This is a genomic window from Flavobacterium poyangense (assembly GCF_011751075.1).
Classification (GTDB): Bacteria; Bacteroidota; Bacteroidia; order Flavobacteriales; family Flavobacteriaceae; genus Flavobacterium; species Flavobacterium poyangense.
Genome location: NZ_JAALLN010000006.1, coordinates 68,363 through 91,534 on the forward strand (window position 1 = coordinate 68,363; position 23,172 = coordinate 91,534).

The 23,172-nt window shown below is 36.6% G+C and carries 18 protein-coding genes and 2 tRNA genes; 12 read left to right on the top strand and 8 right to left on the bottom strand.

Annotated features, from left to right (window positions below; genetic code table 11):
* Window positions 1-98: 98 nt before the first annotated feature.
* Both G3A47_RS12070 and G3A47_RS12075 read left to right on the top strand, forming a co-directional pair.
* Window positions 99-1,445 (top strand): sigma-54-dependent transcriptional regulator, encoded by a 1,347-nt coding sequence (locus tag G3A47_RS12070; RefSeq protein WP_166922630.1) that lies wholly within the window; start codon window positions 99-101, stop codon window positions 1,443-1,445.
* Between the two features lie 2 nt (window positions 1,446-1,447).
* Window positions 1,448-2,773, top strand: a complete 1,326-nt coding sequence (locus tag G3A47_RS12075; RefSeq protein WP_166922632.1) for a sensor histidine kinase — start codon at window positions 1,448-1,450, stop codon at window positions 2,771-2,773.
* A 154-nt stretch (window positions 2,774-2,927) separates the two neighbouring features.
* Here the strand turns inward: G3A47_RS12075 and G3A47_RS12080 are convergent, their stop codons facing one another.
* From G3A47_RS12080 to G3A47_RS12100, 5 genes are all read right to left on the bottom strand, one after another.
* On the bottom strand, window positions 2,928-3,254 hold the full coding sequence (locus tag G3A47_RS12080; RefSeq protein WP_166922633.1) for an MGMT family protein: 327 nt from the start codon (window positions 3,252-3,254) through the stop codon (window positions 2,928-2,930).
* Between the two features lie 173 nt (window positions 3,255-3,427).
* Window positions 3,428-4,063: a LysE family transporter gene (locus tag G3A47_RS12085; RefSeq protein ID WP_166922635.1), complete on the bottom strand. Its 636-nt coding sequence runs from the start codon at window positions 4,061-4,063 to the stop codon at window positions 3,428-3,430.
* 43 nt (window positions 4,064-4,106) lie between these two features.
* A complete protein-coding gene (gene trmB, locus G3A47_RS12090) occupies window positions 4,107-4,784 on the bottom strand; it encodes a tRNA (guanosine(46)-N7)-methyltransferase TrmB (RefSeq protein WP_166922929.1) in 678 nt (225 codons plus the stop codon).
* Window positions 4,785-5,065: 281 nt separating this feature from the next.
* Window positions 5,066-6,448, bottom strand: a complete 1,383-nt coding sequence (locus G3A47_RS12095; protein WP_166922637.1) for an ammonium transporter — start codon at window positions 6,446-6,448, stop codon at window positions 5,066-5,068.
* Between the two features lie 263 nt (window positions 6,449-6,711).
* A complete protein-coding gene (locus G3A47_RS12100; protein WP_166922638.1) occupies window positions 6,712-7,203 on the bottom strand; it encodes a nuclear transport factor 2 family protein in 492 nt (163 codons plus the stop codon).
* A 535-nt stretch (window positions 7,204-7,738) separates the two neighbouring features.
* Here G3A47_RS12100 and G3A47_RS12105 point away from each other — a divergent pair.
* Entirely contained in the window at window positions 7,739-8,419 is a 681-nt protein-coding gene (locus tag G3A47_RS12105) for a hypothetical protein (RefSeq protein ID WP_166922640.1), read from the top strand.
* A gap of 127 nt (window positions 8,420-8,546) precedes the next feature.
* Here the strand turns inward: G3A47_RS12105 and wrbA are convergent, their stop codons facing one another.
* Window positions 8,547-9,713 carry an NAD(P)H:quinone oxidoreductase gene (wrbA, locus tag G3A47_RS12110; protein WP_166922642.1) on the bottom strand — a complete coding sequence of 389 codons (1,167 nt, stop codon included), beginning with the start codon at window positions 9,711-9,713 and terminating at the stop codon, window positions 8,547-8,549.
* Window positions 9,714-9,938: 225 nt separating this feature from the next.
* Complete coding sequence (locus tag G3A47_RS12115) at window positions 9,939-10,253, bottom strand: HPF/RaiA family ribosome-associated protein (RefSeq protein ID WP_166922643.1); 315 nt, start codon at window positions 10,251-10,253, stop codon at window positions 9,939-9,941.
* Between the two features lie 365 nt (window positions 10,254-10,618).
* On the opposite strand from G3A47_RS12115, the gene G3A47_RS12120 reads away from it, so the two are divergent.
* The gene (locus G3A47_RS12120; RefSeq protein WP_166922645.1) at window positions 10,619-10,852 is read left to right on the top strand and encodes a hypothetical protein; all 234 of its coding nucleotides are present in this window, start codon (window positions 10,619-10,621) and stop codon (window positions 10,850-10,852) included.
* Between the two features lie 294 nt (window positions 10,853-11,146).
* Here the strand turns inward: G3A47_RS12120 and G3A47_RS12125 are convergent, their stop codons facing one another.
* Window positions 11,147-13,609: an AsmA family protein gene (locus tag G3A47_RS12125; protein WP_166922647.1), complete on the bottom strand. Its 2,463-nt coding sequence runs from the start codon at window positions 13,607-13,609 to the stop codon at window positions 11,147-11,149.
* A 531-nt stretch (window positions 13,610-14,140) separates the two neighbouring features.
* Here G3A47_RS12125 and trxA point away from each other — a divergent pair.
* From trxA to G3A47_RS12165, 8 genes are all read left to right on the top strand, one after another.
* Entirely contained in the window at window positions 14,141-14,458 is a 318-nt protein-coding gene (gene trxA, locus G3A47_RS12130) for a thioredoxin (protein ID WP_166922649.1), read from the top strand.
* A gap of 171 nt (window positions 14,459-14,629) precedes the next feature.
* A complete protein-coding gene (locus G3A47_RS12135) occupies window positions 14,630-17,206 on the top strand; it encodes a M1 family metallopeptidase (RefSeq protein WP_166922650.1) in 2,577 nt (858 codons plus the stop codon).
* Window positions 17,203-18,129: a DUF58 domain-containing protein gene (locus G3A47_RS12140; RefSeq protein WP_166922652.1), complete on the top strand. Its 927-nt coding sequence runs from the start codon at window positions 17,203-17,205 to the stop codon at window positions 18,127-18,129. Before G3A47_RS12135 ends, G3A47_RS12140 begins: the two co-directional genes overlap by 4 nt.
* An 86-nt stretch (window positions 18,130-18,215) precedes the next feature.
* Window positions 18,216-18,289: transfer RNA gene (locus G3A47_RS12145), tRNA-Asp, on the top strand.
* A gap of 566 nt (window positions 18,290-18,855) precedes the next feature.
* Window positions 18,856-18,929: transfer RNA gene (locus tag G3A47_RS12150), tRNA-Asp, on the top strand.
* A gap of 400 nt (window positions 18,930-19,329) precedes the next feature.
* A complete protein-coding gene (locus tag G3A47_RS12155) occupies window positions 19,330-20,160 on the top strand; it encodes a helix-turn-helix transcriptional regulator (RefSeq protein ID WP_166922654.1) in 831 nt (276 codons plus the stop codon).
* A gap of 580 nt (window positions 20,161-20,740) precedes the next feature.
* Window positions 20,741-22,105, top strand: coding sequence for a TolC family protein (locus G3A47_RS12160; RefSeq protein ID WP_166922655.1), 1,365 nt, complete (start codon window positions 20,741-20,743; stop codon window positions 22,103-22,105).
* A gap of 19 nt (window positions 22,106-22,124) precedes the next feature.
* A complete protein-coding gene (locus G3A47_RS12165; RefSeq protein ID WP_166922657.1) occupies window positions 22,125-23,171 on the top strand; it encodes an HlyD family secretion protein in 1,047 nt (348 codons plus the stop codon).
* Window position 23,172: the final 1 nt, after the last annotated feature.

A 23,172-nucleotide genomic window follows, 5' to 3' on the forward strand; every position in this document is an offset into this window, starting at 1 on the left:
TAAAGCCTTGATTTTAAAGAGGCTTTAAAAACAACCCAAAAAAAGGACTGTTCGATAATGAACAGTTGACCGTTCGAAATCGAACAAAAATAAAAACCATGCGAAAAAAACTAGCTCAAATATTAATCGTTGACGATCAGGAAGAGATTCTTTTTTCGGCGAAAATGATCCTCAAAAAACATTTTGAAACCATTTTTACGACAAACAGCCCTAAAAAAATCATTTCAATTTTAAGTGAAAATGAAATTAATGTGGTTTTATTAGACATGAATTACCGAATTGGTTTTGAAGACGGACGGGAGGGAATTCATTGGCTCAAAGAAATTAAGGCACTTTCGCCACAAACCGTTGTTATTTTAATGACTGCTTTTGGTAAAATTGATACCGCCGTCGAGGGCATAAAAATCGGTGCGTTCGATTATGTGCTCAAACCCTGGCACAATGAAAAATTATTGGAGACCATAGATAAAGCGGTTTCCGAAAGCAGGAAAAACATAAAGAAAACACCAACAGAAACAACAGAGAAAAGATACTTTACAGGGACTTCTGCTAAAATCAAACAAGCCTATTCTATTGCTGAAAAAGTAGCCCGAACCGATGCCAATGTTTTAATTCTGGGAGAAAACGGAACCGGGAAATATGTCTTTGCGGACTTTATTCACCAAAAATCAGAAAGAAAGAAACAGCCTTTTGTGCATGTTGATCTAGGGTCATTAAGCGATAGTTTGTTCGAAAGTGAACTTTTTGGATATGCAAAAGGCGCTTTTACCGATGCAAAGGTCGATACAGCAGGAAGATTCGAAATGGCTTCAGAAGGAACTATTTTTCTGGATGAAATTGGTAATATTCCCTTGCATCTTCAGGCTAAATTATTGCATGTACTACAAACGAAAACCGTTACCCGTCTGGGCGAAAGTAAGGCAAGACCTTTGAATGTGAGGATTATTGCCGCAACAAACAATGATATTAAAGCTGAGGTAAAGAACAAAACGTTTCGGGAGGATTTACTGTACCGGATCAATACGATGGAAATTTATCTGCCACCCCTGCGCGATCGAAAAGAAGATATTGTCCCGATGGCTGATTTTATTTTAGATCAGATTGCCGAAAAGTACAATCAGGAAAACTGGTATTTTGAAGATAATGTGGCGCCTTATTTAGAGAAATATCCATGGAAAGGAAATATTCGAGAAATGGAAAATAAGATCGAGCGTGCTTTGATTTTAGCTGAGAACAATACGATTTCGGTAACCGATCTGGATATTCTTGACTTTGAGGATTTTCAGGAAAACGATGATAATCCGTTATCTGAAATGGAAAAACATGCAATTGAAAAGGTTTTGTTTAAGCACAATGGCAACATCAGTAAAACAGCCGAAGAGCTGGGTTTATCAAGAGCGGCTTTGTACAGAAGATTGGAGAAATATGACTTAAAAAACAACTGATCATGAGAGACTGGAAGTTTTATAACGGTTTGTTTGTTCGCGTATTATTGGTAATGGTACTGTTCTTCTTTTGTGCCTTTTTGTTTTATAAAGGCTTTCATTATAACTCAATCCTGGTTGGTGCAGCTGTAATTATAGCCTTGTCAGAAATGTATTTTTATATGAAAAGCGAATTGGTTTTTTATGATAAAATAGTGCTTTCGATATTAAAAAATGACTTTTCGACCAATTTTCCGGAAGAGAATAAAAAAGGTAATTTCAGTAATTTGTACCTTTTATACGAGACCTTAAAAGTCCAAAAACAGGAACATACATCCAAAGAATTGGTTTATCGTTCGATTCTGAATAGTATCGACACGGCCACTTTGATTTTGGAAAAAAACAATGAAGAATGGGATATTTTTTTGATGAATGATTGTTTCTCCAATTTATTCAAAGTCCCGAAAGTTAGTCATTGGAATTACCTCAAAAATTATCTGCCCTCCCTTTGTGATGAAATTGAGAACGTAGAGTTTGCCGAATTAAAAACAGCGATTTCAATTAAAATAGAAGATCAGGATTTGCAGACTTTTATGTTACAAACCTCGCGTACAAAAACCTACGACAAAGAATATTTTATTATTTTATTGGATAGTATTCAACGTGTAATTGAGAAAAAAGAGAAAGAAGCCTGGATCAATTTGATGAAAATTATTTCTCATGAATTGATGAATTCCTTAACACCAATTCGTGCGCTTTCTCAGAATCTGTTACATATTGTGGATCAGGAAGCACTCGAAGAAGAAGATTTTGATGATATTAAAAGCAGTATTTCGACCATTATAAACAGAAGTGATCATCTGCAGGTTTTTGTCGAAAATTACCGAAAACTGGCGATGCTTCCAACTCCGAATAAGGCAATGACACCTATAAATGCGCTTTTTGAGGATTGTCTGAGAGTTATGATGCCAATTCTGAAAGCGGAAAATATCGAGTTGATAAATGAAATCAATAGTTCACGTTATATTTTGATTGATAAAAACCAAATGGAGCAGGTGATTATCAATCTAATTACCAATAGCGTTTATGCGCTGAAGGACAAAAGTGAAAAGAAGATGTTTTTGTCCAGTTATACCGAGAATAATCGATTTTTCATCGTGATTTCGGATAATGGAAAAGGAATCGATCCCGAAATTAAAGACAAAGTTTTCCTGCCGTTTTTCACCACCAGAAAAGACGGCGCCGGAATTGGATTAACACTTTCAAAAAACATTATAGAAGCTCACGGAGGCTATCTGAGCTACCAAACCGACGAAGATAAAACCGACTTTGTGATTTGCCTTATCTAAATTTTGAACCATATAAGTTATGTAAGTTTATTTAAGCTTTGTGGGTAAAGTCTTTGCTCGCTTGTAGTTGCAACTCAAATACCCGCCCACAATTAATATGAACTTACATCACTTATATGTTGGAAAAAAAATACTTATATGTTTTAAAAAAAAACTAGGAGTCTATTTTTGGTTCCCAAAAATGTTTGTCAAAATCTACAATTTGATTGTTGACAACTTCAATACCTTCGCTTTCGAGTAGTTGTTGCATTAGATTGGTTCCGTCAAAATGATGTTTTCCGGTTAGAAGTCCTTTTCGGTTTACCACACGATGTGCAGGAATATCGTCTCTATTGTGACAGGCATTCATTGCCCAGCCGACCATTCTGGCAGAACGAGCCGTTCCCAAAGCCTTTGCAATGGCGCCATAAGAAGTGATCTTTCCATATGGAATTTGTTTGGCGATACTATAAACTCTTTCGAAAAAATTATCTTCAGCCATTTTTTTGAAATTAAAGTTAATTTTAAAGAAGGTTCTGAGGCACTAAGTTGCTAAGATTCTGAGTTATATTTTTACGCAAATTCGTAGTAATTTCCCCTAACGGTTAATTTAATATTTCGGAACTCAAAACCTCTGCACCTTTGAGCCTCTGTACCTTTGTACCTTTCTAAAGTTTAACTAAAATAGTAATTTAAAATATTAAAAAGCGTAGCAATTGAAATCAATCCGGTAATGCTTCCAATGATGGTATTCATGTTTCGCATCATGTAATCCGTTTTTTTTTCGATTCTTCCAAAGAAAGCGATATAGCTGTACAAAGCCATAAAGGAACCCAAAACAGAACCTAAAACAAAAGTAAAGATAATGTTGTTTTCAAAGGCAAAAAGGTGGTAAGACGCCAAAGTGACACTTACCACTACATAATAAGGAATCGGAAAGAAATTTAAACCCGAAAGCAACATACCTAAAAAGAAGCGGCTTTTTTTGCTGCTTTTTTTAATTTTTGACTTTTTGGCTTTGGGTTCTTTTGCTATAAACAGAAAATAAATCGTTAGTATAGAAAAAATACCAAAACCAACTTCACGTAATAAAGTAACAACATCCGGTCGGCTATCAATCACCCTGGCAAATAAAACGGCCAGGGAAACCTGAAATAAAATAACCAAAACGGCTCCGACCGTAAACCATAAAGCATTCTTTTTTCCTTCTTTCAGGTTTATTTTAGCGGCTGTCATATTAATTAATCCGGGTGGGATAATTCCAATGAAAGCAGCAATAAAACCGGAAAGTAGAGGAGTGAGTAATGTCATTCAGTTGATTGATGGGTTAAAAAAAGGTGTTTTTAAAATTAAACTAGTCTTTAATTTTAAAACGAATATACGTAATTGCCTTGTTAATTTCTAAATATTGTTTTTCATAGAAAGTCTGAAAAGCAGTAACTTCTTCAGGGCTACCTTCGTTTTTGTATACATTGTGATTTGCATATAAAACTTCATGACCTTCTCCGTGTAACAATCCAAGTGTATAACCGTGCATAAATTCGCTGTCGGTTTTAAGATTGACTACACCGTCTTTTTTAAGGATTCTTTTGTACAATTTCAAAAATTCAGAATTGGTCATTCTGTGTTTTGTTCTTTTGTATTTGATTTGCGGATCCGGAAAAGTAATCCAGATTTCGTCTACTTCGTTCTCTGCGAAAATATGATTGATTAATTCGATTTGAGTTCTGACGAAAGCAACATTATGCAAACCTGTTTCCACTGCAGTTTTAGCTCCTCTCCAGAAACGGGCACCTTTAATATCAATTCCAATGAAATTTTTGTTGGGATATTTTTCTGCTAATCCAACAGAATATTCACCCTTTCCACATCCTAATTCTAAAACTAATGGATTGTCATTTTTAAAGAAATCAGAATTCCATTTCCCTTTCAGAGGCATTAAATCACCTACAACCTCTTCTCTGGTCGGTTGAAAAACGTTTTGAAATGTTTCGTTTTCTCTGAATCTTTTTAGTTTATTTTTACTTCCCACTTTTACAAAAATTTTCAGCAAAATTAAGGAATATAAACGGAATGACTATAGCGCTGATGGGTTTAAATTTTTTCCCACGAATTTCACGAGTTGCCGCGAATTTTTTTATTGATGTTTTCCTGGTCTTGAATTTGTTTTAATCGTGTACATAGATTGCGTCGAAATGGACGCGGATTATACGGGTTTGTTATCGCAAAAACGCGGATAAAACGCGGATTCTTTTGAATTAAAAACAGAAAATAATTCGTGTAGATTCGTGCAATTCGCGGCAAACGATACTGTTAAGTGTAAACTGTTTCGGGTACTGCTAACATTTTGGGATCCAGTGTCTCGTCATGTTGGGATAGATCGAGACCGATGTGTTCAGATTCTTCGGAGACACGGAGTGGAATAATGAAATTTGTTAATTTGAATAAAAAATAAGCACCAAAGAAAGTAAATACAGAAACCAGAATCAATGCCATCATATGATGTGCAAATACGTTCCAGCCACCGTGTAATAAACTTGCTTTTTCACCATGGGCAAAGATAGCTGTTAGAATCATTCCCATAATCCCGCCAACACCATGGCAGGCAAAAACATCTAGTGTGTCATCAAATCTTCTTGAGAAACTGCAGTTCACCACCGAGTTGGAAACCAAAGCGGTAATAAAACCAAAAAACATACTCTCAGGAACTGAGACATAACCTGCTGCAGGGGTTATAGAAACCAGGCCTACAACTGCCCCGATACAGGCTCCCAGAGCTGAAACTTTTCTGCCGTTCATTCGGTCAAAGAAAACCCAAGTCAACATGGCAGCGGCCGATGCTGTAGTGGTTGTGGCAAAAGCCATTGCAGCCGTTCCGTTGGCAGCAAGTGCCGAACCGGCGTTGAATCCGAACCATCCAAACCACAACATTCCTGTTCCTAATAATACAAAAGGAATGTTCGTTGGTATATGCAGACTGTTTTTTCTTTTTCCTAAAACCAAAACTCCGGCCAGTGCTGCAAAACCCGAACTCATATGCACTACTGTTCCTCCTGCAAAATCTTTCACGCCAAAATAACTTCCTAAAATACCTGTTGGGTACCAAACCATGTGACACAACGGAGCGTAAATGAAAATGGTAAACAAACTAATAAAAATCAGATACGAAATAAAACGAACACGTTCTGCAAAGGAACCGGTAATAATAGCCGGAGCGATAATCGCAAATTTCATTTGAAATAAAGCAAACAACATAAACGGAATCGTACTCGCAAGTTTTTTATGTGGAAGAACACCAACATAATCCATGAAGGCAAAAGTGGTCGGATTGCCAAAGAAACTGTAAAAATGGTCTCCTGAGCCAAATCCTATAGGATCTCCAAAAGCAAGGCTAAAACCAACAGTAACCCATAAAAGCGTTACAACGCCCAGACAAATAAAACTTTGTAACATGGTCGAAATAACATTCTTTTTACCCACCATTCCTCCGTAAAAGAAGGATAGTCCCGGAGTCATAATCAAAACGAGACAGCAGGAGGTGAGCATCCAGGCAACATCGGCAGGAATGATATGTTCAGTAGTACCAAATTCAGATCGTATATAATCGTTTTCTGTAACAGTTGGCCAAATGGCACCTGTGATACTAACGATACTGATAATAATAAAGGAAATGATCCAGCGTTTTTCTATTTTCATTTTTCAAATACTTTATATTGACCCTGTTTTAATTAGGGGTAAAGTTATGAAAAAATAAATATTTTGAATTTAATAGCTTAAAAAATAGGGGTATGAGTTCTATTTTGATGTATTTTATAAAATCAGGCTCGTTTTTTTGATAGTATTCTATTTTGAAGATCAAAAAAAGAGCCCTAATTGATAAATGTGATACAATTAAATACGCATTTGGTTTTGTAAAGTGTTCGAAAAGTTACAATTGTAAAAAGAAAACGCGAAAATGTTTATTTTTTTCGAAGTTTTTCGATTAACACGTCTTCAATTGGTGCTTTTATTTTAATAGCGGCATCCACTTCGTCATTTGGAACGGTCATGGATAAAACATAATGTTGAATTTTCCATTCTTTTCCAACTTTTACTAAAACACCCGATCCGCGGCAGATTTTCATCTGTGTATTTAGTAATTCATCAAACCAGGCTGTTTTTCCGGACTTATCAAAAAAGATATGACGTTCTAAAGTGGTAAAGTTCCAGGTGGTTCCTTTATCGAAAAAGGGTTTTGCCCAGATTTTAAAGTCAGGTTTTACCCAGTTTTCTGTTGCATCTGTACCAATAAAAATGGCATCGTCGGTCATGAAATCAAAATAAGTTTCAAACTTTACATCGGCAGCTGCTTTGTGCCAGGCGTTAAGGACCTGGTTGATTTTTTCCTTTTCTGCATTTTGTGCATTCGTGAAGGTGGTAATGAAGAATAGGAGTAAGAGTAGTTTTTTCATAAGTGAGATTATTTGGTTTTAAAGTTAAGAAATATAGTAAAAGTTTTTTTAAACCATATAAGTGATGTGAATTCATATATATTTTGTGCCGGGGTTTAACCGCAAGGTGCGCAAAGGGTTTTCGCAAAGGGCGCTGGGAGTTTTTATATAAAGCTTTGTATACTTTGCGTTTAAAATTTCACGCCAAGTCGCAAAAGCGCAAAGTGATTTTGAAATAAAAACTTTGCGACTTCGCGTCTCCTATGTTCGCAGTGAAATTTTTTCACGCAGATTTAGCAGATTTATTTAGATTGTTTTTACCAAAATAACAAAACAAAAATATCGGCTTAATCTGCTTAATCTGCGTGCGAAAGGCTTTCCGTCTTTGCGAGCAAAAACAGACCCTTTGTAAAAAAAACTTTGCGAAACACCACTACAAGTAGCCATAAAGTTTACATGAACTTACATCACTTACATGGTTTCAATTTTTTGCCAAATACAATTATAAAATCAATCAAAAACGAGTATATTTGATTGCACTAAAAAATGAAAAATTATGAATCCGAAAATCTATATAAGCGCTCTGGTAATCTCCTCTTTAGTTCTGGTGTCTTGCAAAAAAGAACTGGAACCACAGGAAAATACTCCGGCATCAGAATTGATAAAATTAGGATTGATGAAAGATACGACGAAAGTCAATCCGGTAGCTCAGGCACCCGTTGCAAATCAAAATACAGTTATGAATGCAACAGGAGGAATAAATCCGGCGCACGGAAAACCCGGACATCGTTGTGATATTGCCGTAGGCGCACCTTTAAATTCAGCTCCGACACAAACGCAGCAAACACAACAAACGACTACTGCGCAACCGGTGCAAACGATGCAAGTAAAACCGGGTCAACCGGTCGTTACAACGTCTACGGTTGCTCCTGTAAAAGTAGCCAAAGGAATGAATCCATCGCACGGACAACCCGGACACAGATGTGATATTCCGGTGGGAGCTCCTTTGAACTCTCCGGCAGGGACTAAACCTGTTGCGGCTTCGCAAGCGGGAACTCCCTCACAAAGCGGAACTTCAACGCAGAAATTTACCGTAACTCCACCCGCAAATAATCCGGTTCCGGCATTGTTAAGCACAGAAACCGAAACAAAAGTAGCCGAAGGAATGAATCCGGCACACGGACAACCCGGACATCGTTGTGATGTTGCTGTTGGTGCACCCTTACCAAAATCATAAAACATAATTTCATATAAACAAGAAACCCGAATACAGCAGTTGTATTCGGGTTTCTTGTTTTGTGAAAAATTGGAATTTGGAATTTCAAAAGATTGGAATTTTTACCCCTTTATGTCTGTCCTAAAACTTATTCTATTTCAAAAACAGCCTGAATCTCAACAGCTGAGTTGACTGGCAATGAAAAAGCACCAATTGTTGCTCTGGCGTGTTTGCCTTTCTCTCCGAAAACCAAAGCGGTTAAATTCGAAGCCGAATTCATGATCGCAGCATGTTGCGTGTATTCGGGAGTAGTGTTAAAATAACCCGTTAGTTGCACACATTGTTTTACTTTGTTTAAATCACCACCGCAAGCTTCTTTTAACACGGCAATTACATTTAGCATCGTTTGATAAGTAGCTTCTTTGGCTTGTTCATCAGAAACGGTTGCACCGATTTTTCCGGGATTTAAAATTTTCCCTTCTTTTAGAGCTACTTGATTGATGTAAACTTTATGGTCCGAAATGGTAAACGGCACATAATTTCCAACCGGTTTTGGAGCTTCGGGAAGTGTGATATTATTCTCTTTTAAAGTTTTATTGATGTCAGAACCAACATTAGATTCTATCGAAGTTGTTTTTAGAATTTTGGCACTTACCGTATTTTTCAATCCGGAAGCGGCTCTTGCTAAAGCTTTTCCTTGTTCTTTGGCTAGATTCAATTCGCTTTGAGAAGGTCTTGTTCCCGTTGATCCGGCTAAGGAAGTAGCACCAAAAGGCGTATTTCCTTGTGGAACTGTTTTGTCTAAAGTGGCTGTTCCCATAATTCCTGTTGGAACAATGATCATTCCGTGTGAAGCGAGGATATTCCAAAAAGATAAAATGGCAGCTTCTTTTCCTGCTCCCGATCCTGCCGACATGAAAACGGTTGCCGGTTTTCCTTCTAAAGCTCTCGAAGTCCAAAGTGGAATGCTCTGGCTGAAAAAGGAGCTTATCTCTGCGCTGATATTCGCAAAATGAACAGGGCCTCCAAAAGCGATTCCGTCGTAATTAGCCAATTCGTCAATCGTTGCGATGAGTAATTTCTCTACCTCGGCATTTAGTTTTTCTTTTGTATTTATGGATGGAACTCTTTTTATAGTCGCTTTTGCGTTTGGATATTCCTGAATTCCTTCGGCAATTGCTTTTGCCATTTTGTAAGTTCCTCCGCCTTGCGAATGAATCAGAATTAAAACGTTTGTTTCGGTGGTTTTTACCTGTGCATTTGCACTAAAGCCAATAAATAGTACTGCCAGTAGTACGAGTAGTTGCTTTTTCATGGATGTATTTTAAATGATTTGTTATTGAAAATCCTTAAAAGAAGTAGGTTTCATGAGAAAGTACAAGCCTCTTTTTTGGGACAGCAAATTTACTTCTTACAATATCGAAAACCGTTATTATTATCTTAATAGATTGATAAAGTTTAGTCGAAGTGGTAACAGCAGGAAATAAAAAATGGCATTATCCCGTAAGACAATGCCATTTTTTATTTGTTAGTATATAGATTAATACGCTTTCATTTTTTCGAAAGTAGTAGTAAGTGATTTTTTAATTTTAGCAGAGGCACCCTGAAAAGCTTTTTCGATACTTTCCGCATGTTCCGTAACGGTGATGGGTTGTAATTTTGCCGTACGAACTTCAATAACACATTTCTTGTCGTGCAGGCTGAATTTCTCACCATTTTCGTCTCCAAAATGTATTTCTACGCGTGTAATTTTATCTTCAAAACGGGCTAATGTTTTTTCTAATTCGCCAGAAAAATAAGCTCCTAATCTCTCATGTCCCTCAATGTTTTTGTCTGTGTTGATTTGAATTTTCATATTACTTATTGTTTATATGTTCTTTCTCAAAGCTATTATTTTTAGCATTAAAAAACAATCGAGTTAAGGAAATATTATGAAAATGTAAAGAAAAAAATTAGCTGTATTTTGTTTCGGTAATCTTGTCATTTCTGAGGGATAAAGAATTTGGATAACAGTTATAAAATGACAGTAGATAAAAATTAAAGAGAGTACCGATAACTTTTTTGGTTTTTGTATGTTTGCAGTCCTAAACACAAAGATCATGAATTCAGAAAAACTTTTGCCCGTGTGGTATGGTGACAGTATTGGAAACAACTGTAACGCACTTTGTGGCGTAGGACACCTAAGCTATGCGGGTTTTATATTTCCTAACCACAAAGATTATGAGTACAAACACCTTTTCGAAAGAAACAGAATTGAGAGTAATTGATTTTTTCAATAATTCAATTGACTCTAAAAGTATGGCTAAAACCATTAGACAAGTAAATTATTTATTTGCTCTAAATGTAATGCGAGAACAGGAATCCCTTCAGTTGGATAATACAAACTTCGATGATAGCTTTTACTGGCTGAACAAATTAGCAGAAACTCTGGATCCTTATTTGGAGGTTGAATGATTAAACGGGAAAAGCCACTGAAGAGTGGCTTTTTTTGTTTTTGACTCCTATTTGCACTTAGTTTGTCATTCGGAATGACAGATGAATAAGATTAAGCGACAATTTTGTCATTCCGAAGAATGAGGAATCGCACAAGAAATTCAACAAAGATTGGCGACATGCTGTATGGAGCTACTACTGCGATTCCTCATTCTTCGGAATGACAACAAGACGGCAACTCTGCAAACATAGAATGACAAAAAGAGAGTGAGTTGACAGGTGTTCTTTATCTCACTCCAGAACAAATTACAACGTCTATTTATCCCTCTTTCCCCACTTAATTTTCATCTTCCCTTCATCATCCAAAGCTATCAAATGCAACACAATACCACGTTGGCGGACGGCATCACGTTCGGCTTTGCTGGCTAGTTTGACGTCATTTTTGGAGTTGCGGAGTGGAATGGTGAGGCCTAGATTAGTGCCACGGCCAAAAGAATAAATGCCTTCGATGTCAAAGTTTAAGACACTTGAGCTGATGGTTAGATTGTGGACATCGATTTGTTCTCCACGTAAATTGACATTGCCGGATAAATCGCTAAAGGTGATGTTTTTGACATCTCGAAACGGAAAAGCAAATTTGCCGACTCTTACAATTGGTTCGAAATCCAGCAGGGCTCCCTGATTGACTTTGAAATTCAGACTTCCCGTCATAGAGTTGGTGACTAGTTCACCTTTGCTGTTTATTAAACCACTTACATTGGCATTCGAACTGAGTTTTCCCTTGATGTTTTTTGGACTGAAAGACTGAATTCCGAAGTTGTTGAACGAATGCAAAAAGCTTGCAATATCAACACGGCTAACTTGTGCATTAGAGCGGAACGTATAATTAGTTCCTTTTGGTTCGATTGATCCGCTAAATGCGATGCTTCCACCTGAAGTTTGCACCGAACCGTTTTTTAAGGACAATTTTGAATCTAACATCTGAATCACGGCCGATGTATGGGTGGCGGTTAGTTTTCCGTAGTTGATTTTATCGGCTTTGAGGTCGATTACTACCGCGCATTTTTCGATTACAGACCGCATCTGATTAGAGAAATTGATATTTTTGGCCGCCTTTTGCGTGGATCTTTTGGTTTGAGAGGTTTTTAAGATTCCTAAAAATTGTTTTACATCGATGTTTGGGCAATAGACATTCCAGTTGACAACCATTTTTTCGGGAGCGTCATAATAGAGGTTCAGGAAGTTGTCGATTTTTCCGTTTATGCGAAAACTGTTGTTCTTGTGTTTGTAGGTAATTTGTTTAATGATAAGCGCCTGCTCGGTAAAATTGAGTTCAATGTTTGTTTTTTCGGCGTGAATTTTTTTTGGCACATAGTCAAACGAGGCGTCGCTTATGTTTACATTGCCCGTAAATCGGGGTTTGGTGATGTACAGATCGACAATGTTAAATTGAAAATTCAAACCTGCATGCGCATGGCCACTAGTAAAATGAATCCATTTATCACTGCACATTTCGTTGATATTCTGAATGTCAAAATCAGAACTCATGTTTCCTGTGGCAATGGGATTTTCTAAATTATTGATGACGACACGTGGAATTTTAACTGGAATTTTATGGTATTTCGCATCAAAATAACTCAGAATAATGGCTGAGTTGGCATCGTTGAATCCGTCTTTGGACTTGAAATTATTGGTAAAAATCCCTTTAAAATTACAATCGGTAAAAAGTCCGTCGGGGATGGTGAGTTCGTTGTTGGCGATTTCGGCTTGAACCACAATTCTCGGATCGCCCTGATCATTAAAGTCTCCTTTGATGTCGCAATTGACGTCAATTTCTTTTTTTAGATTAAATCGGTTAAGCTTAGAACTGATGTTATCCGATAATAAGTTCGAAGCATTTTGCCATAAAATAGTAGTCCCGATATTGATTCCGAATTGGGAATTGGCTTTGCCGACATTAAAAAAAGCACGAATATCAAAAGAATCCGTTCCGATTTTTAAGTTACGGGTGTTCACATTTATTTTCTGATTTTTGGAGGAGTACGAAATGTCAAAAGTACCCTGAAGTACTTTTTGCTTAGCGAAACTTCCATGAACGGTATTAAAGGCCAGACTTTTAATAGTAGTTTTTAAAAATAAATTGGTCTGCCAGTCGTCGCCATCGTAATCTACTTTTGATTTTAAACGGGCAACATCAAAATCAAAGAGTTTATGACCAATGCGATTGTCTAAAGTAAAATGTACATTGTTGAGTTCGATCTGACCAATTGTAGTTTCCGTTTCGGATTTGTCCTCTGGCGTTTTTTTCTTTTTAGGTTTAAAGATATCCGAATTCGAATAACCATTTTCGGCTTTATAAAGGTAGATTTCGGCCTCGTTTATCAGGATTTTACGAATGTTGATTTCGTGTTGCAGCAAACTCCAAACGTTCAGGCGTACTTCTATTTCTTTGGTTTTTAGTAAGGTATGTTTGTGTGTTTTCCATTGTTTGTCTTTGAGGCTGACCTCTTTTAAAGCCAGAGTAAAGTTCGGAAAACCGGTTAGAAACTTGTACTGAAAATCACCAATATGAAAATCACCGTTGATGTTTTCGTTTATTTTAGCATTTACTTTGGTTATAATTTCAGGCTTATTCCGGTTGAAATAAAAAGACAAAGTACCCGAAGCAAGAAGAAGAAGTGCGATGCAACTCAGAATAAAAAAGCCAAAGCGTTTGGCATATTTTTTAAAATGAACCGATTGCAAAAAGTCTTTTATTTGAAGTAAAGTTGCTTTCATCTTAACAAATTTTCGGAATGATTAAAGATACATTAAAAAAGAAAGGTATTTTTAAAAAGATGTTTGGGTTTAAATTTACGGATCAAACCTAATAAACCTGAAACTGATATAATAAAGAGGGGGCTTCGACTTCGCTCAGCTTGATAAACGGGTTTTAATCAATTTAGGTTGTGAGTTGTAAAAGGTAAATTGTAAAATGTAAGCTTGAAAGGTTTTGTGTTTTGTTTGATATTTCTAAATGTAATATTATATTCATAAGTGTTTGTATGCTATAAACAAAACTTACTGCTTTCAGTATCTCACATCTCACATTTTACAACTTACAACCTGAATTAATTATTAATCGAGTTAAGGTCAAAAACAGGAATTCTATCATTAATATAAGTATTGACAATACATTTATAATGAAAACTAATTTACGAATTGCGTTTGATTGGTTTTAAATTTCTAAATTTGTACCTCAGATTAAAAAACGAATTAAGAAATGTTCCCTGAGAAATTTCAAAGGGATGAACTTTAAATGAATTTATTATGGCATTAGCAATTACAGATGCTACTTTTGAAGAAGTAGTTTTGAAATCAGATAAACCGGTAATGGTAGATTTTTGGGCAGCATGGTGTGGTCCTTGTCGTATGGTTGGTCCAATCATTGACCAATTAAGTGACGAATACGCAGGAAAAGTAGTTGTTGGTAAGGTAGATGTAGATGCAAACCAGGAATTCGCTGCAAAATATGGTGTGCGTAACATACCAACTGTTTTGGTTTTCCATAACGGTGAAGTAGTAGGGAAACAAGTAGGAGTTGCTCCGAAACAAACCTATGCAGATAGCTTAGACGCTTTGTTGTAATCGTAAGATTATAATTTATACTCAAGGTCTGACGAAAGTCGGACCTTTTTTATTGAAAGAGTATGGTGAAAATTGTTTCTTTCTTTGATTAAATAAAATAAAAAAAGCAGGTTGTTTAGTAAAAGCTAAGAAAGTGTTTTTTATTTTTAACGAATCTTAACTTCTTTAAAAATGAAAATTTTCTACAGCCTTCTTTTCTGTTTTACGATCGCAACAACCGGATTCTCTCAAACGAAAGAAAAAGGAACCCTTGTTTTAGATAATGGTGTTTCAGAGCAATTGGCTCGTTTTCGAAAGCAGCAAATTTCAGAGTTGTCTTATGGATTGTCGTTTGAGATTCCGAATCAAAAAGACCAAGATATCAACTCCAATCTGGTTTTGAATCTTACGCTGTCTACTTTAAAAGAGCCTTTGTACTTAGATTTTAAAGAGCAAACGCAAAACATAAAAGCAATCAAAATAAACGGAAAAGGCAGTGCCATTTTGCATGAAAAAGGCCATGTCGTTATTCCGGCTCAAGATTTGATTTTAGGCAAAAACACGATCGAGATTTCTTTTATTGCGGGGAACTTATCCCTAAATCGTAACGATGATTTTCTGTATACTTTATTAGTTCCGGATCGTGCAAGTACATTATTTCCGTGTTTTGATCAGCCTGATATTAAGGCGACTTATAAACTGAGTCTTACCGTTCCAAAAGAATGGTCGGTTTTGGCAGGCGGTTTTGTAAAAGAGAAACAAGAGCAAGGTGATTTTGTAAAATATACTTTTGGTGAATCAGATAAGATGAGTACCTATCTGTTTTCATTTGTTGCCGGGAAGTTTAAAAGCGTTACCCAAAAACCGGGTAATTTACAGATGACGATGTTGTATCGAGAGAACAATCCTGAAAAATTGCAAACCAGTACCGATACTATTTTTAGACTGCATCAACAATCGTTGGATTTTTTAGAAAAATATACGAATTGTAAATTCCCTTTTCAAAAGCTGGATTACGCTTCGATTCCTGTTTTTCAATATGGAGGAATGGAACATGTTGGCGCCATTCAATACAAAGAATCGACTTTGTTTTTGGATAATACGACAACGGATAGCGAGAAACTGGACCGTGCTAAACTAATCGCTCACGAAACATCGCATATGTGGTTTGGAGATTTGGTGACGATGAAATGGTTTAATGATGTCTGGATGAAAGAGGTGTTTGCAAATTTTATGGCAGATAAAATTATGAATCCGATTTTCCCGAAGGTCAATCATAATCTGCAGTTTTTTACCGCTCATTATGCCAGTGCTTATGCCGAAGATCGCTCATTGGGAACACATCCGATCAGACAAAATTTAGCAAATCTGAAAGACGCCGGTTCACTTTATGGAAGTATCATTTACAATAAAGCGCCTATTATGATGCGTCAGTTAGAAGCTTCAATGGGAAAAGAAGCTTTTCAGAAAGGAATTGAAAAATACATTAAAAAATACGCCAACGACAATGCAGAATGGAATAATCTGGTTGAAATTCTGGATGCCGAAACGCCGCTGGATATGAAGAAATGGAGTACCGTGTGGGTAAATAAGTCAGGAAGACCTCTACTGAAAGACAAAATAACATACGATGCTCAAAACCGAATCTCGAGCTTTGAAATTCTACAAGTAGCAGAAGATAAATCAGCAAACGTTTGGCCTCAGATTTTCGAAATCGGTTTGGTTTATGCGGATAAGGTAAAAGTGGTAAGCGTAAATCTAAAAGGCAAAAGTATTGCTTTGAAACAGTTAATCGGACTTCCAAAGCCGATTAGTGTGGTTTACAATTACAATGGTTTTGGATATGGCGTTTTTCCGCTTGACGGGAATAATTCGGAGGTTGTCTTGACTTTAAAAGAGGAGGTTGCTAGAGCATCAACATACAGCAATATTTATGAAAATACCTTAACAGGAACTATTTTACCGGTTAAAGCGTTTGATTGTTTTATAAAAGGAATTCAAAGTGAACAAAACGAATTGGTTCTAAAAATAATTGCCAATCAGACCAGCGCTATTTTTTGGAAATTCCTGACCGAAAAGCAGCAAGCTGAAAGACAAAAACAATTAGAAGATATTGTTTACGATCGTTTGCAGGCTAATTTACCGGGGAACATCAAAAAGACGCTGTTTAATTTGTTTAGTTCAATTGTCTATTCAGATTCAGGTAAAGAGAAGCTGTATAAGATTTGGACTAAAGAAACGGTTATTTCAGGTTTGAAATTAAACGAAGACGATTATACCAATATCGCAATGAATTTGGCTATATTTAAACATCAAAAAGCAGTTGAGATTTTGGATAAAACCAAAACAGCGATTTCAAATCCGGACAAACAAAAACGTTTCGAGTTTCTGCTTCCTTCTTTATCTAGTGAAGAATCCGTTCGAAATGGCTTCATGGAATCTTTAAAAGACGATAAAAACAGAGAAAAAGAATCATGGGTTTCCGTAGGTTTGGCTAACATACATCATCCGTTACGTCAGGAAAGCGCGCAAAAGTATATTAGATTTTCATTAGATTTGACAGATGAAATTCAACGTACAGGAGATATCTTCTTTCCAAAAGACTGGTTGAATAATACCGTTGGTAAATATTCTTCAAAATATGCTTTTGATGAAGTACAGCGATTTCTAAAAGAGAATCCGGGGTTTAGTCCAATTCTCAAAAGAAAATTATTGCAGGCAACAGACGGGTTGTACCGTGCTCAAAAAATTAAAAAAGAAACCGAATGAAAATTGAATCGGAAATAGAGAAAGTCTCCAGTTTTCAGCATCTCGAAATGCTGGCCAATCAGGTGGTGGAAGGTTTTATCTCCGGAATGCATAAAAGTCCGTTTCACGGCTTCTCGGCTGAATTTGCCGAACATAAAGTGTATAATGCCGGCGAAAGCACCAAACATATCGATTGGAAATTATTTGCCAAAACAGACCGTTTGTATACCAAACGTTTTGAGGAAGAAACCAATTTGCGTTGTCATATTATTGTCGACAATTCGTCGTCAATGCATTATCCGGAGCTAAAATCAAATCAGCCTTTTTACGAAAAGAAGATTGGTTTTTCGGTTCTGGCCTCAGCAGTTTTAATGAACATCCTAAAGAAACAGCGTGATGCCGTTGGTTTGAGTGTTTTCTCAGATACGTATGAATATTATGCTCCCGAAAAAGGAAGTGATCGCCATCACAGAATGTTGCTGAACAAATTAGAGCAACTGCTGGAACAACCAAAAGTCAAAAAAAGCACCGATACTATTACCTATTTGCATCAGATCGCGGAGAAAATACACCGTCGTTCGATGATTATCCTGTTTACAGATATGTTGCAGTCTGAAGAAGATGAAAAGTTGTTTAATGCGCTGCAACATCTGAAACACAACAAACACAAAGTGGTTTTGTTTCACGTGATAGATGATAAAACAGAGCTGAAATTTGACTTTGATAATACGCCGCGTAAGTTTATAGACGTAGAAACAGGAGAAGAAGTATCGATTTTTGCCGATAATGTAAAAGAGGAATATGAAAAAAGAGCAGAGGAGTACTTTAAAAAATTGTATTTGACCTGTGCAAAGAACCAAATTAAGTACGTTCCGGTAAATGTTGGCGATAATTTTGAAAAAATACTCACGACATATTTGGTTGAAAAACAAAACTTTGCGTAATTTTTTGAAAATTTATTTAAATTTTTTTACAAAAACGCTTGCAGAAACGAAATTCTGTACTATCTTTGCAACCGCAATAACGCAGAGGTTTGGTAGTTCAGTTGGTTAGAATACATGCCTGTCACGCATGGGGTCGCGGGTTCGAGTCCCGTCCAGACCGCAATATTGGGAAAAGCCTTTCTTAACGGAAAGGCTTTTTTGCCCAAATACGGTATCTAAGATTAGTTGTGTTGTTTTGCTACGAATTTGTAACTCGTAGCTGGTTTAGTAGTTAGACCAATGAAAAGCTTTCCACTTTTGTGGATGGCTTTTTTGATTTATACCATTTCGGGTTTTCTTTTCGAGTTTCGAGTTTCAAGTTTCGAGTTTCAAGTTTCGAGTTTCAAGTTTCGGGCTTCAATAACTTTGCGTTTTCGCGACTTTGCGAGAGGTATAAAGAGAATTTGTTTTTCAACTCCCATTATTGGAATTTGGGATTTTAAAAATTTGGAATTTCCCTCCCATTCCGTAGTCATTTCCAAATACACCCTATATCTTATGACTAAAAAAAGTAGTCTTCCCGCTTCAAAATTGGAATTTGGAATTTTTAATCATTGGAATTTTAATTTCAATCAACCTAGTTATCAGACTGTTCTAAAAATTAACATTTTTATTTGTTTAAAAAACGCGAAAAAGCTTGTGAAATCAGAACTTCTGTCGTAGTTTTGCACTCACAATAACGCAGTTGGTTTGGTAGTTCAGTTGGTTAGAATACATGCCTGTCACGCATGGGGTCGCGGGTTCGAGTCCCGTCCAGACCGCAATATTGGAAGAAGCCTTTCTTAACGGAAAGGCTTTTTTATTTTGGAGTAATTTTAGATCTTATCCTTGTATTTAGCTAACTTTATGTTTTTAACCGCAAAGTCGAAAAGTCTTTTGCACGCAGATTTAGCAGATTAAGTTGATATTTTTGTTTGTTATTTCGATAAAAACAATCTGAATAAATCTGCGTGAAAAAATTTCACTGCGAACATAGGAGTTCGCAAAGGTTTTACGCAAGGTCCGCTAAGATGAAAAAAGTTGTTTCGGTATAGCTTTGTGCACTTTGCGATTAGCTTGAACAAAAATCCTTACGATCTCTGCGGTTAAAATAGAAGTTTCTATAAAAACACACACAGTTTTTAATCTTAATCCAAAGTTTGTCGATATTCAGGTACTTCAATGGAACAATCAGCTCATAAATTAGACAAGTATTACATCAAAAAAGTAGATGCCGATAAAAAAAGTATTTACTGTCATCATGATTTGATGGGAGAGTTATTTGTTCCGACGCATAAACACAACAAAGCACAGTTGCTTTATGCTGAAGGCGATGTTGTATTTGTGACTACCGAAACCAAAACCTATTTTTTACCCGCACGACATTTTATATGGATTCCAAGTGGAGTAGCGCACAGCATTCAGCCGAAATCTGAAAATGTGATGATGCGAAATTTATATTTTCCTGTTGAAAAGAACGAAAATGATTTTTACGGAAACGAAGGAATTTATCCGGTGAATAACCTACTTCTTCAAATGATGCTTTTTACGAATCAGTGGAATGGGGATCTAAAAAAGGGAAGTCCCAATTTTGTAATTGCCAAAGCGATAAAAGCTATCCTTCCTCAAATTTGTCTGTCCCACTTGCCTTTGGAGCTGCCTTTGCCAAAAGATCCCCGCTTAGGTAAAATTTTGCGTTATGTAGAGAATAATTTAGGCGAAACAATTTTGTTTGCTGAGGTTGCGCATGAATTTGGATACAGCGAACGCTCTTTGTATCGCTTGTTTCAAAAGGATCTTAAAATGTCATTCATTCAATATTATACCATTAGAAGGATTTTAAAAGCAATTGAACTTTTACTAGAAAGAAAACTTTCCGTAAAAGAAGTAGCTCAGGAAGTAGGGTACAGTAGTGTTCCGACTTTTAGTAATACCTTTTATAAGATTTTAGGACAGCGCCCCTCTGATTACCTAAGTGGAGAAGAGGTCTTGGTAGGGACAAAGCAGAAATAGTTTTAGACAGTTTTCTGTCATTCCGAAGAATGAGGAATCGCACTAGTAGCTCCGCACAGAATATCACCAATCTTTGTCGATTTACGTGTGTGACTTCTCCTTTGTCGAAGTGACAGAAGTAGGGGGTGATCGGATTACTAAAAGCTGCAAGTTTCACTAATCTGCGCACAGTATGTCATTCCGAAGAATGAGGAATCGCACTAGTAGCTCCACGTAGAATATCGCCAATCTTTGTCGATTTACGTGTGTGATTCCTCGTACCTCGAAATTGACAGGCGAGTAGGGGGCTCAGGTAAATAGGGCTAAGTGATGAATTGCGTCAAGAGGCGGTTCTATTATCCCGACAGAGAAGGAGTCTTCATTATTTACTCCCGTTGTAAAATTCGCCATTATAGCTATTACAAAATAAATCTGCTGAATCTTCGTGAGACTTATGTAGCTGTTTTGTAGTGATTTAAAGCGGTTCTTCTCAAAGCAATAATTTTAAAAAATGTCCGAAATGAATATGTTGTTGGCTTTTTAGGATTATCAGTCAATAAAAAAATGCAGGAACTTTGCATTATTATTTATTTAAGTATTCATGTTCCTTATAAAACCGATTTCTACACTAGAAAGTTTCCTGAAAAAATCAGCTTTATTGTTGCTTTTTTTAGGGTTTGCAACTTTACACGCTCAGCGGGTTACTACGATTTCACTAAATGAAGCCATAAAAATAGCCCGTGAAAAAAACAGAAATATTCTCAAATCAAATCTGGAGGTCACGCTTTCTGAAGAGAATATAAAAGAAAACAAAGAACTCCGTTTGCCTGAAGTGGAATTGAACGGTATGTATTCCCGAATTACCAATTTAACCGAGTTTAAAAGTGGTTTTCTAAAAGACAAAGAGGTGATCAATACGATTCCTGAAATTTATCAGGTTGAAACTACGATCAAAATGCCAATTTATGCCGGGAATAAAATCAACAATGCAATTAAGATTGCCAATCAGGAAAGTAAAATTGCTCTTATAAAAAAGGAGAAATCCGAAAATGACATTCAATTGGAAGTAATTGGAACGTATCTGGGGATTTATAAAATGATGGAACTTCAGAAAATCATTGATGAGAACATTAAAGAAGAACAAAACCGACTGAAAGAGGTTCAATCTCTGCGAAAACATGGAATAGTGACCCGAAATGAAGTACTTCGTGCCGAGCTTCAGCTTTCGGATCGGGAGTTAAACGCTTTGACGAATGCTAAAAACATGAAAATTGCGCTTCATGATTTCAAAACGCTGCTTCAATTACCGGAAGAAGAGGAAATCACCATTGATACCACGGCAAATATTGACGAAATAGAAGGGATTGATCCTTACGATTCTTATATGAATCATGCTTTGCAAAATGAAGAAATGAGGATTTCGAGCCAGGAACTTGCTATTAAAAAAACAGAATTGAATTTAGTGAAAGGGAATTATTATCCCAGCATTCATTTTTTTGGGAATTACAGTTTGAATTATCCTAATTACAAGTTTTTTCCGCCGGAACCGTATTTGTATTCGCTGGGACAGGTGGGTATTGCGGCTAGTTTTGATCTTTCGGGTTTGTATAAAAACAGAACGAAAGTAGAGATAGCGAACACTAAAATTAAATGGCAGGAAATGCAATCCGAAATTGTGAGGGACAGGGTGAAAGATAAGTTGTATCGAGATCATACACAATATCAGGAAATCCTTGAAAAATTCAGAGTGGTGGATAAGGCTTTAGAATTAGCAGGCGAGAATTACCGCATCGTTAAGCTGAAATACTTTAATCAGTTGGTTTTGGTGACCGAAATGGTCGATGCTGATAACGCTTTGCTACAGGCGAAGTTCAATAAAATTTCGACCCGAATTGATGCGGCAATGAAACATTACGAATTATTGCACACAGCTGGTATGCTAAAAGAAGAGTTTAAAATTCAATAAAAAATTAGGAATAAAATTTATGGCAAATAAAGGAAAAAGAACCAATTTGTTCTTTCATGTTTTTGTAAAGTTAGTAGCGGGTGGTCTTATTGTAAGTGGAATTGCTCTTGGAATCTGGTTTTATGTTTTTACTAAAAACCACGAAGAAACCAACGATGCGCAAGTAGAGCAATATGTTACCCCGATTATGTCCAGGATTACAGGTTATGTGCAGGAGGTTCGTTATGAAGAAAATCAATTGGTACATAAAGGCGATACATTGGTTGTGATGGATAGCAGAGAATACAAATCAAAGTTGGATGTGGCTTTAGCTGATGTTCAGAATGCGAGGCAAAATAATGTTGTTGCCGAGAAAAATGTGAGAACAACATCTGGAACGGCGGCCATTAATGAATCACAACTAACGGCCGCTAAAACAGATTTGTGGCAGGCAAAATTAGAATACGATCGTTACAAGGCTCTGGTAAAAGAAGAGGCGGCAACGCAACAACAATTAGAAAAAGTAAAAGCAGATTTCGAATTGGCCCAGGCGCACTGTCAGGAAATCAAAAACCGAATACAATTAGCGGGTTTAACTACTTCTCAGGCAGAAGCAAATGTTCCTACCACGACAACGATAATCCAGTCCAAACAGGCAATTGCAGATAATGCGGCTTTGTATCTTTCTTATACAGTTATTACGGCTCCATATGATGGATGGGTCGGGAAGAAAACAATTCAGTCCGGACAACTAATTAAAGAAGGGCAATCGTTGGTTGCTATTGTAAGTAAAGAAAAATGGATTACAGCCAATTTTAAGGAAACGCAACTTCAGTATTTAAAAGTAGGGGAAAAGGTAACTGTTAAAGCAGATGCAATAAAAGGAAGAGAGTTTGTGGGGGTTATTACTTCCGTGTCACCGGCAAGTGGTGCCCGATTTTCATTATTACCGCCGGATAATGCTACCGGAAATTTTGTTAAAATAGAACAGAGAATACCGGTAAAAATTAAACTTCAGGAAAATGATGCACAAACCGATTTTCTTAGAGCAGGAATGAATACAACCGTTATTGCGCAACACGAGTAAA

Excerpts from the sequence above, each read along its gene's own strand:
- G3A47_RS12070 (WP_166922630.1), top strand. The coding sequence starts at position 99 with ATGCGAAAAAAACTAGCTCAAATATTAATCGTTGACGATCAGGAAGAG.
- G3A47_RS12075 (WP_166922632.1), top strand. The coding sequence starts at position 1,448 with ATGAGAGACTGGAAGTTTTATAACGGTTTGTTTGTTCGCGTATTATTG.
- G3A47_RS12080 (WP_166922633.1), bottom strand. The coding sequence starts at position 3,254 with ATGGCTGAAGATAATTTTTTCGAAAGAGTTTATAGTATCGCCAAACAA.
- G3A47_RS12085 (WP_166922635.1), bottom strand. The coding sequence starts at position 4,063 with ATGACATTACTCACTCCTCTACTTTCCGGTTTTATTGCTGCTTTCATT.
- G3A47_RS12095 (WP_166922637.1), bottom strand. The coding sequence starts at position 6,448 with ATGAAAATAGAAAAACGCTGGATCATTTCCTTTATTATTATCAGTATC.
- G3A47_RS12100 (WP_166922638.1), bottom strand. The coding sequence starts at position 7,203 with ATGAAAAAACTACTCTTACTCCTATTCTTCATTACCACCTTCACGAAT.
- G3A47_RS12105 (WP_166922640.1), top strand. The coding sequence starts at position 7,739 with ATGAATCCGAAAATCTATATAAGCGCTCTGGTAATCTCCTCTTTAGTT.
- wrbA (WP_166922642.1), bottom strand. The coding sequence starts at position 9,713 with ATGAAAAAGCAACTACTCGTACTACTGGCAGTACTATTTATTGGCTTT.
- G3A47_RS12115 (WP_166922643.1), bottom strand. The coding sequence starts at position 10,253 with ATGAAAATTCAAATCAACACAGACAAAAACATTGAGGGACATGAGAGA.
- G3A47_RS12120 (WP_166922645.1), top strand. The coding sequence starts at position 10,619 with ATGAGTACAAACACCTTTTCGAAAGAAACAGAATTGAGAGTAATTGAT.
- G3A47_RS12125 (WP_166922647.1), bottom strand. The coding sequence starts at position 13,609 with ATGAAAGCAACTTTACTTCAAATAAAAGACTTTTTGCAATCGGTTCAT.
- trxA (WP_166922649.1), top strand. The coding sequence starts at position 14,141 with ATGGCATTAGCAATTACAGATGCTACTTTTGAAGAAGTAGTTTTGAAA.
- G3A47_RS12135 (WP_166922650.1), top strand. The coding sequence starts at position 14,630 with ATGAAAATTTTCTACAGCCTTCTTTTCTGTTTTACGATCGCAACAACC.
- G3A47_RS12140 (WP_166922652.1), top strand. The coding sequence starts at position 17,203 with ATGAAAATTGAATCGGAAATAGAGAAAGTCTCCAGTTTTCAGCATCTC.
- G3A47_RS12155 (WP_166922654.1), top strand. The coding sequence starts at position 19,330 with ATGGAACAATCAGCTCATAAATTAGACAAGTATTACATCAAAAAAGTA.
- G3A47_RS12160 (WP_166922655.1), top strand. The coding sequence starts at position 20,741 with ATGTTCCTTATAAAACCGATTTCTACACTAGAAAGTTTCCTGAAAAAA.
- G3A47_RS12165 (WP_166922657.1), top strand. The coding sequence starts at position 22,125 with ATGGCAAATAAAGGAAAAAGAACCAATTTGTTCTTTCATGTTTTTGTA.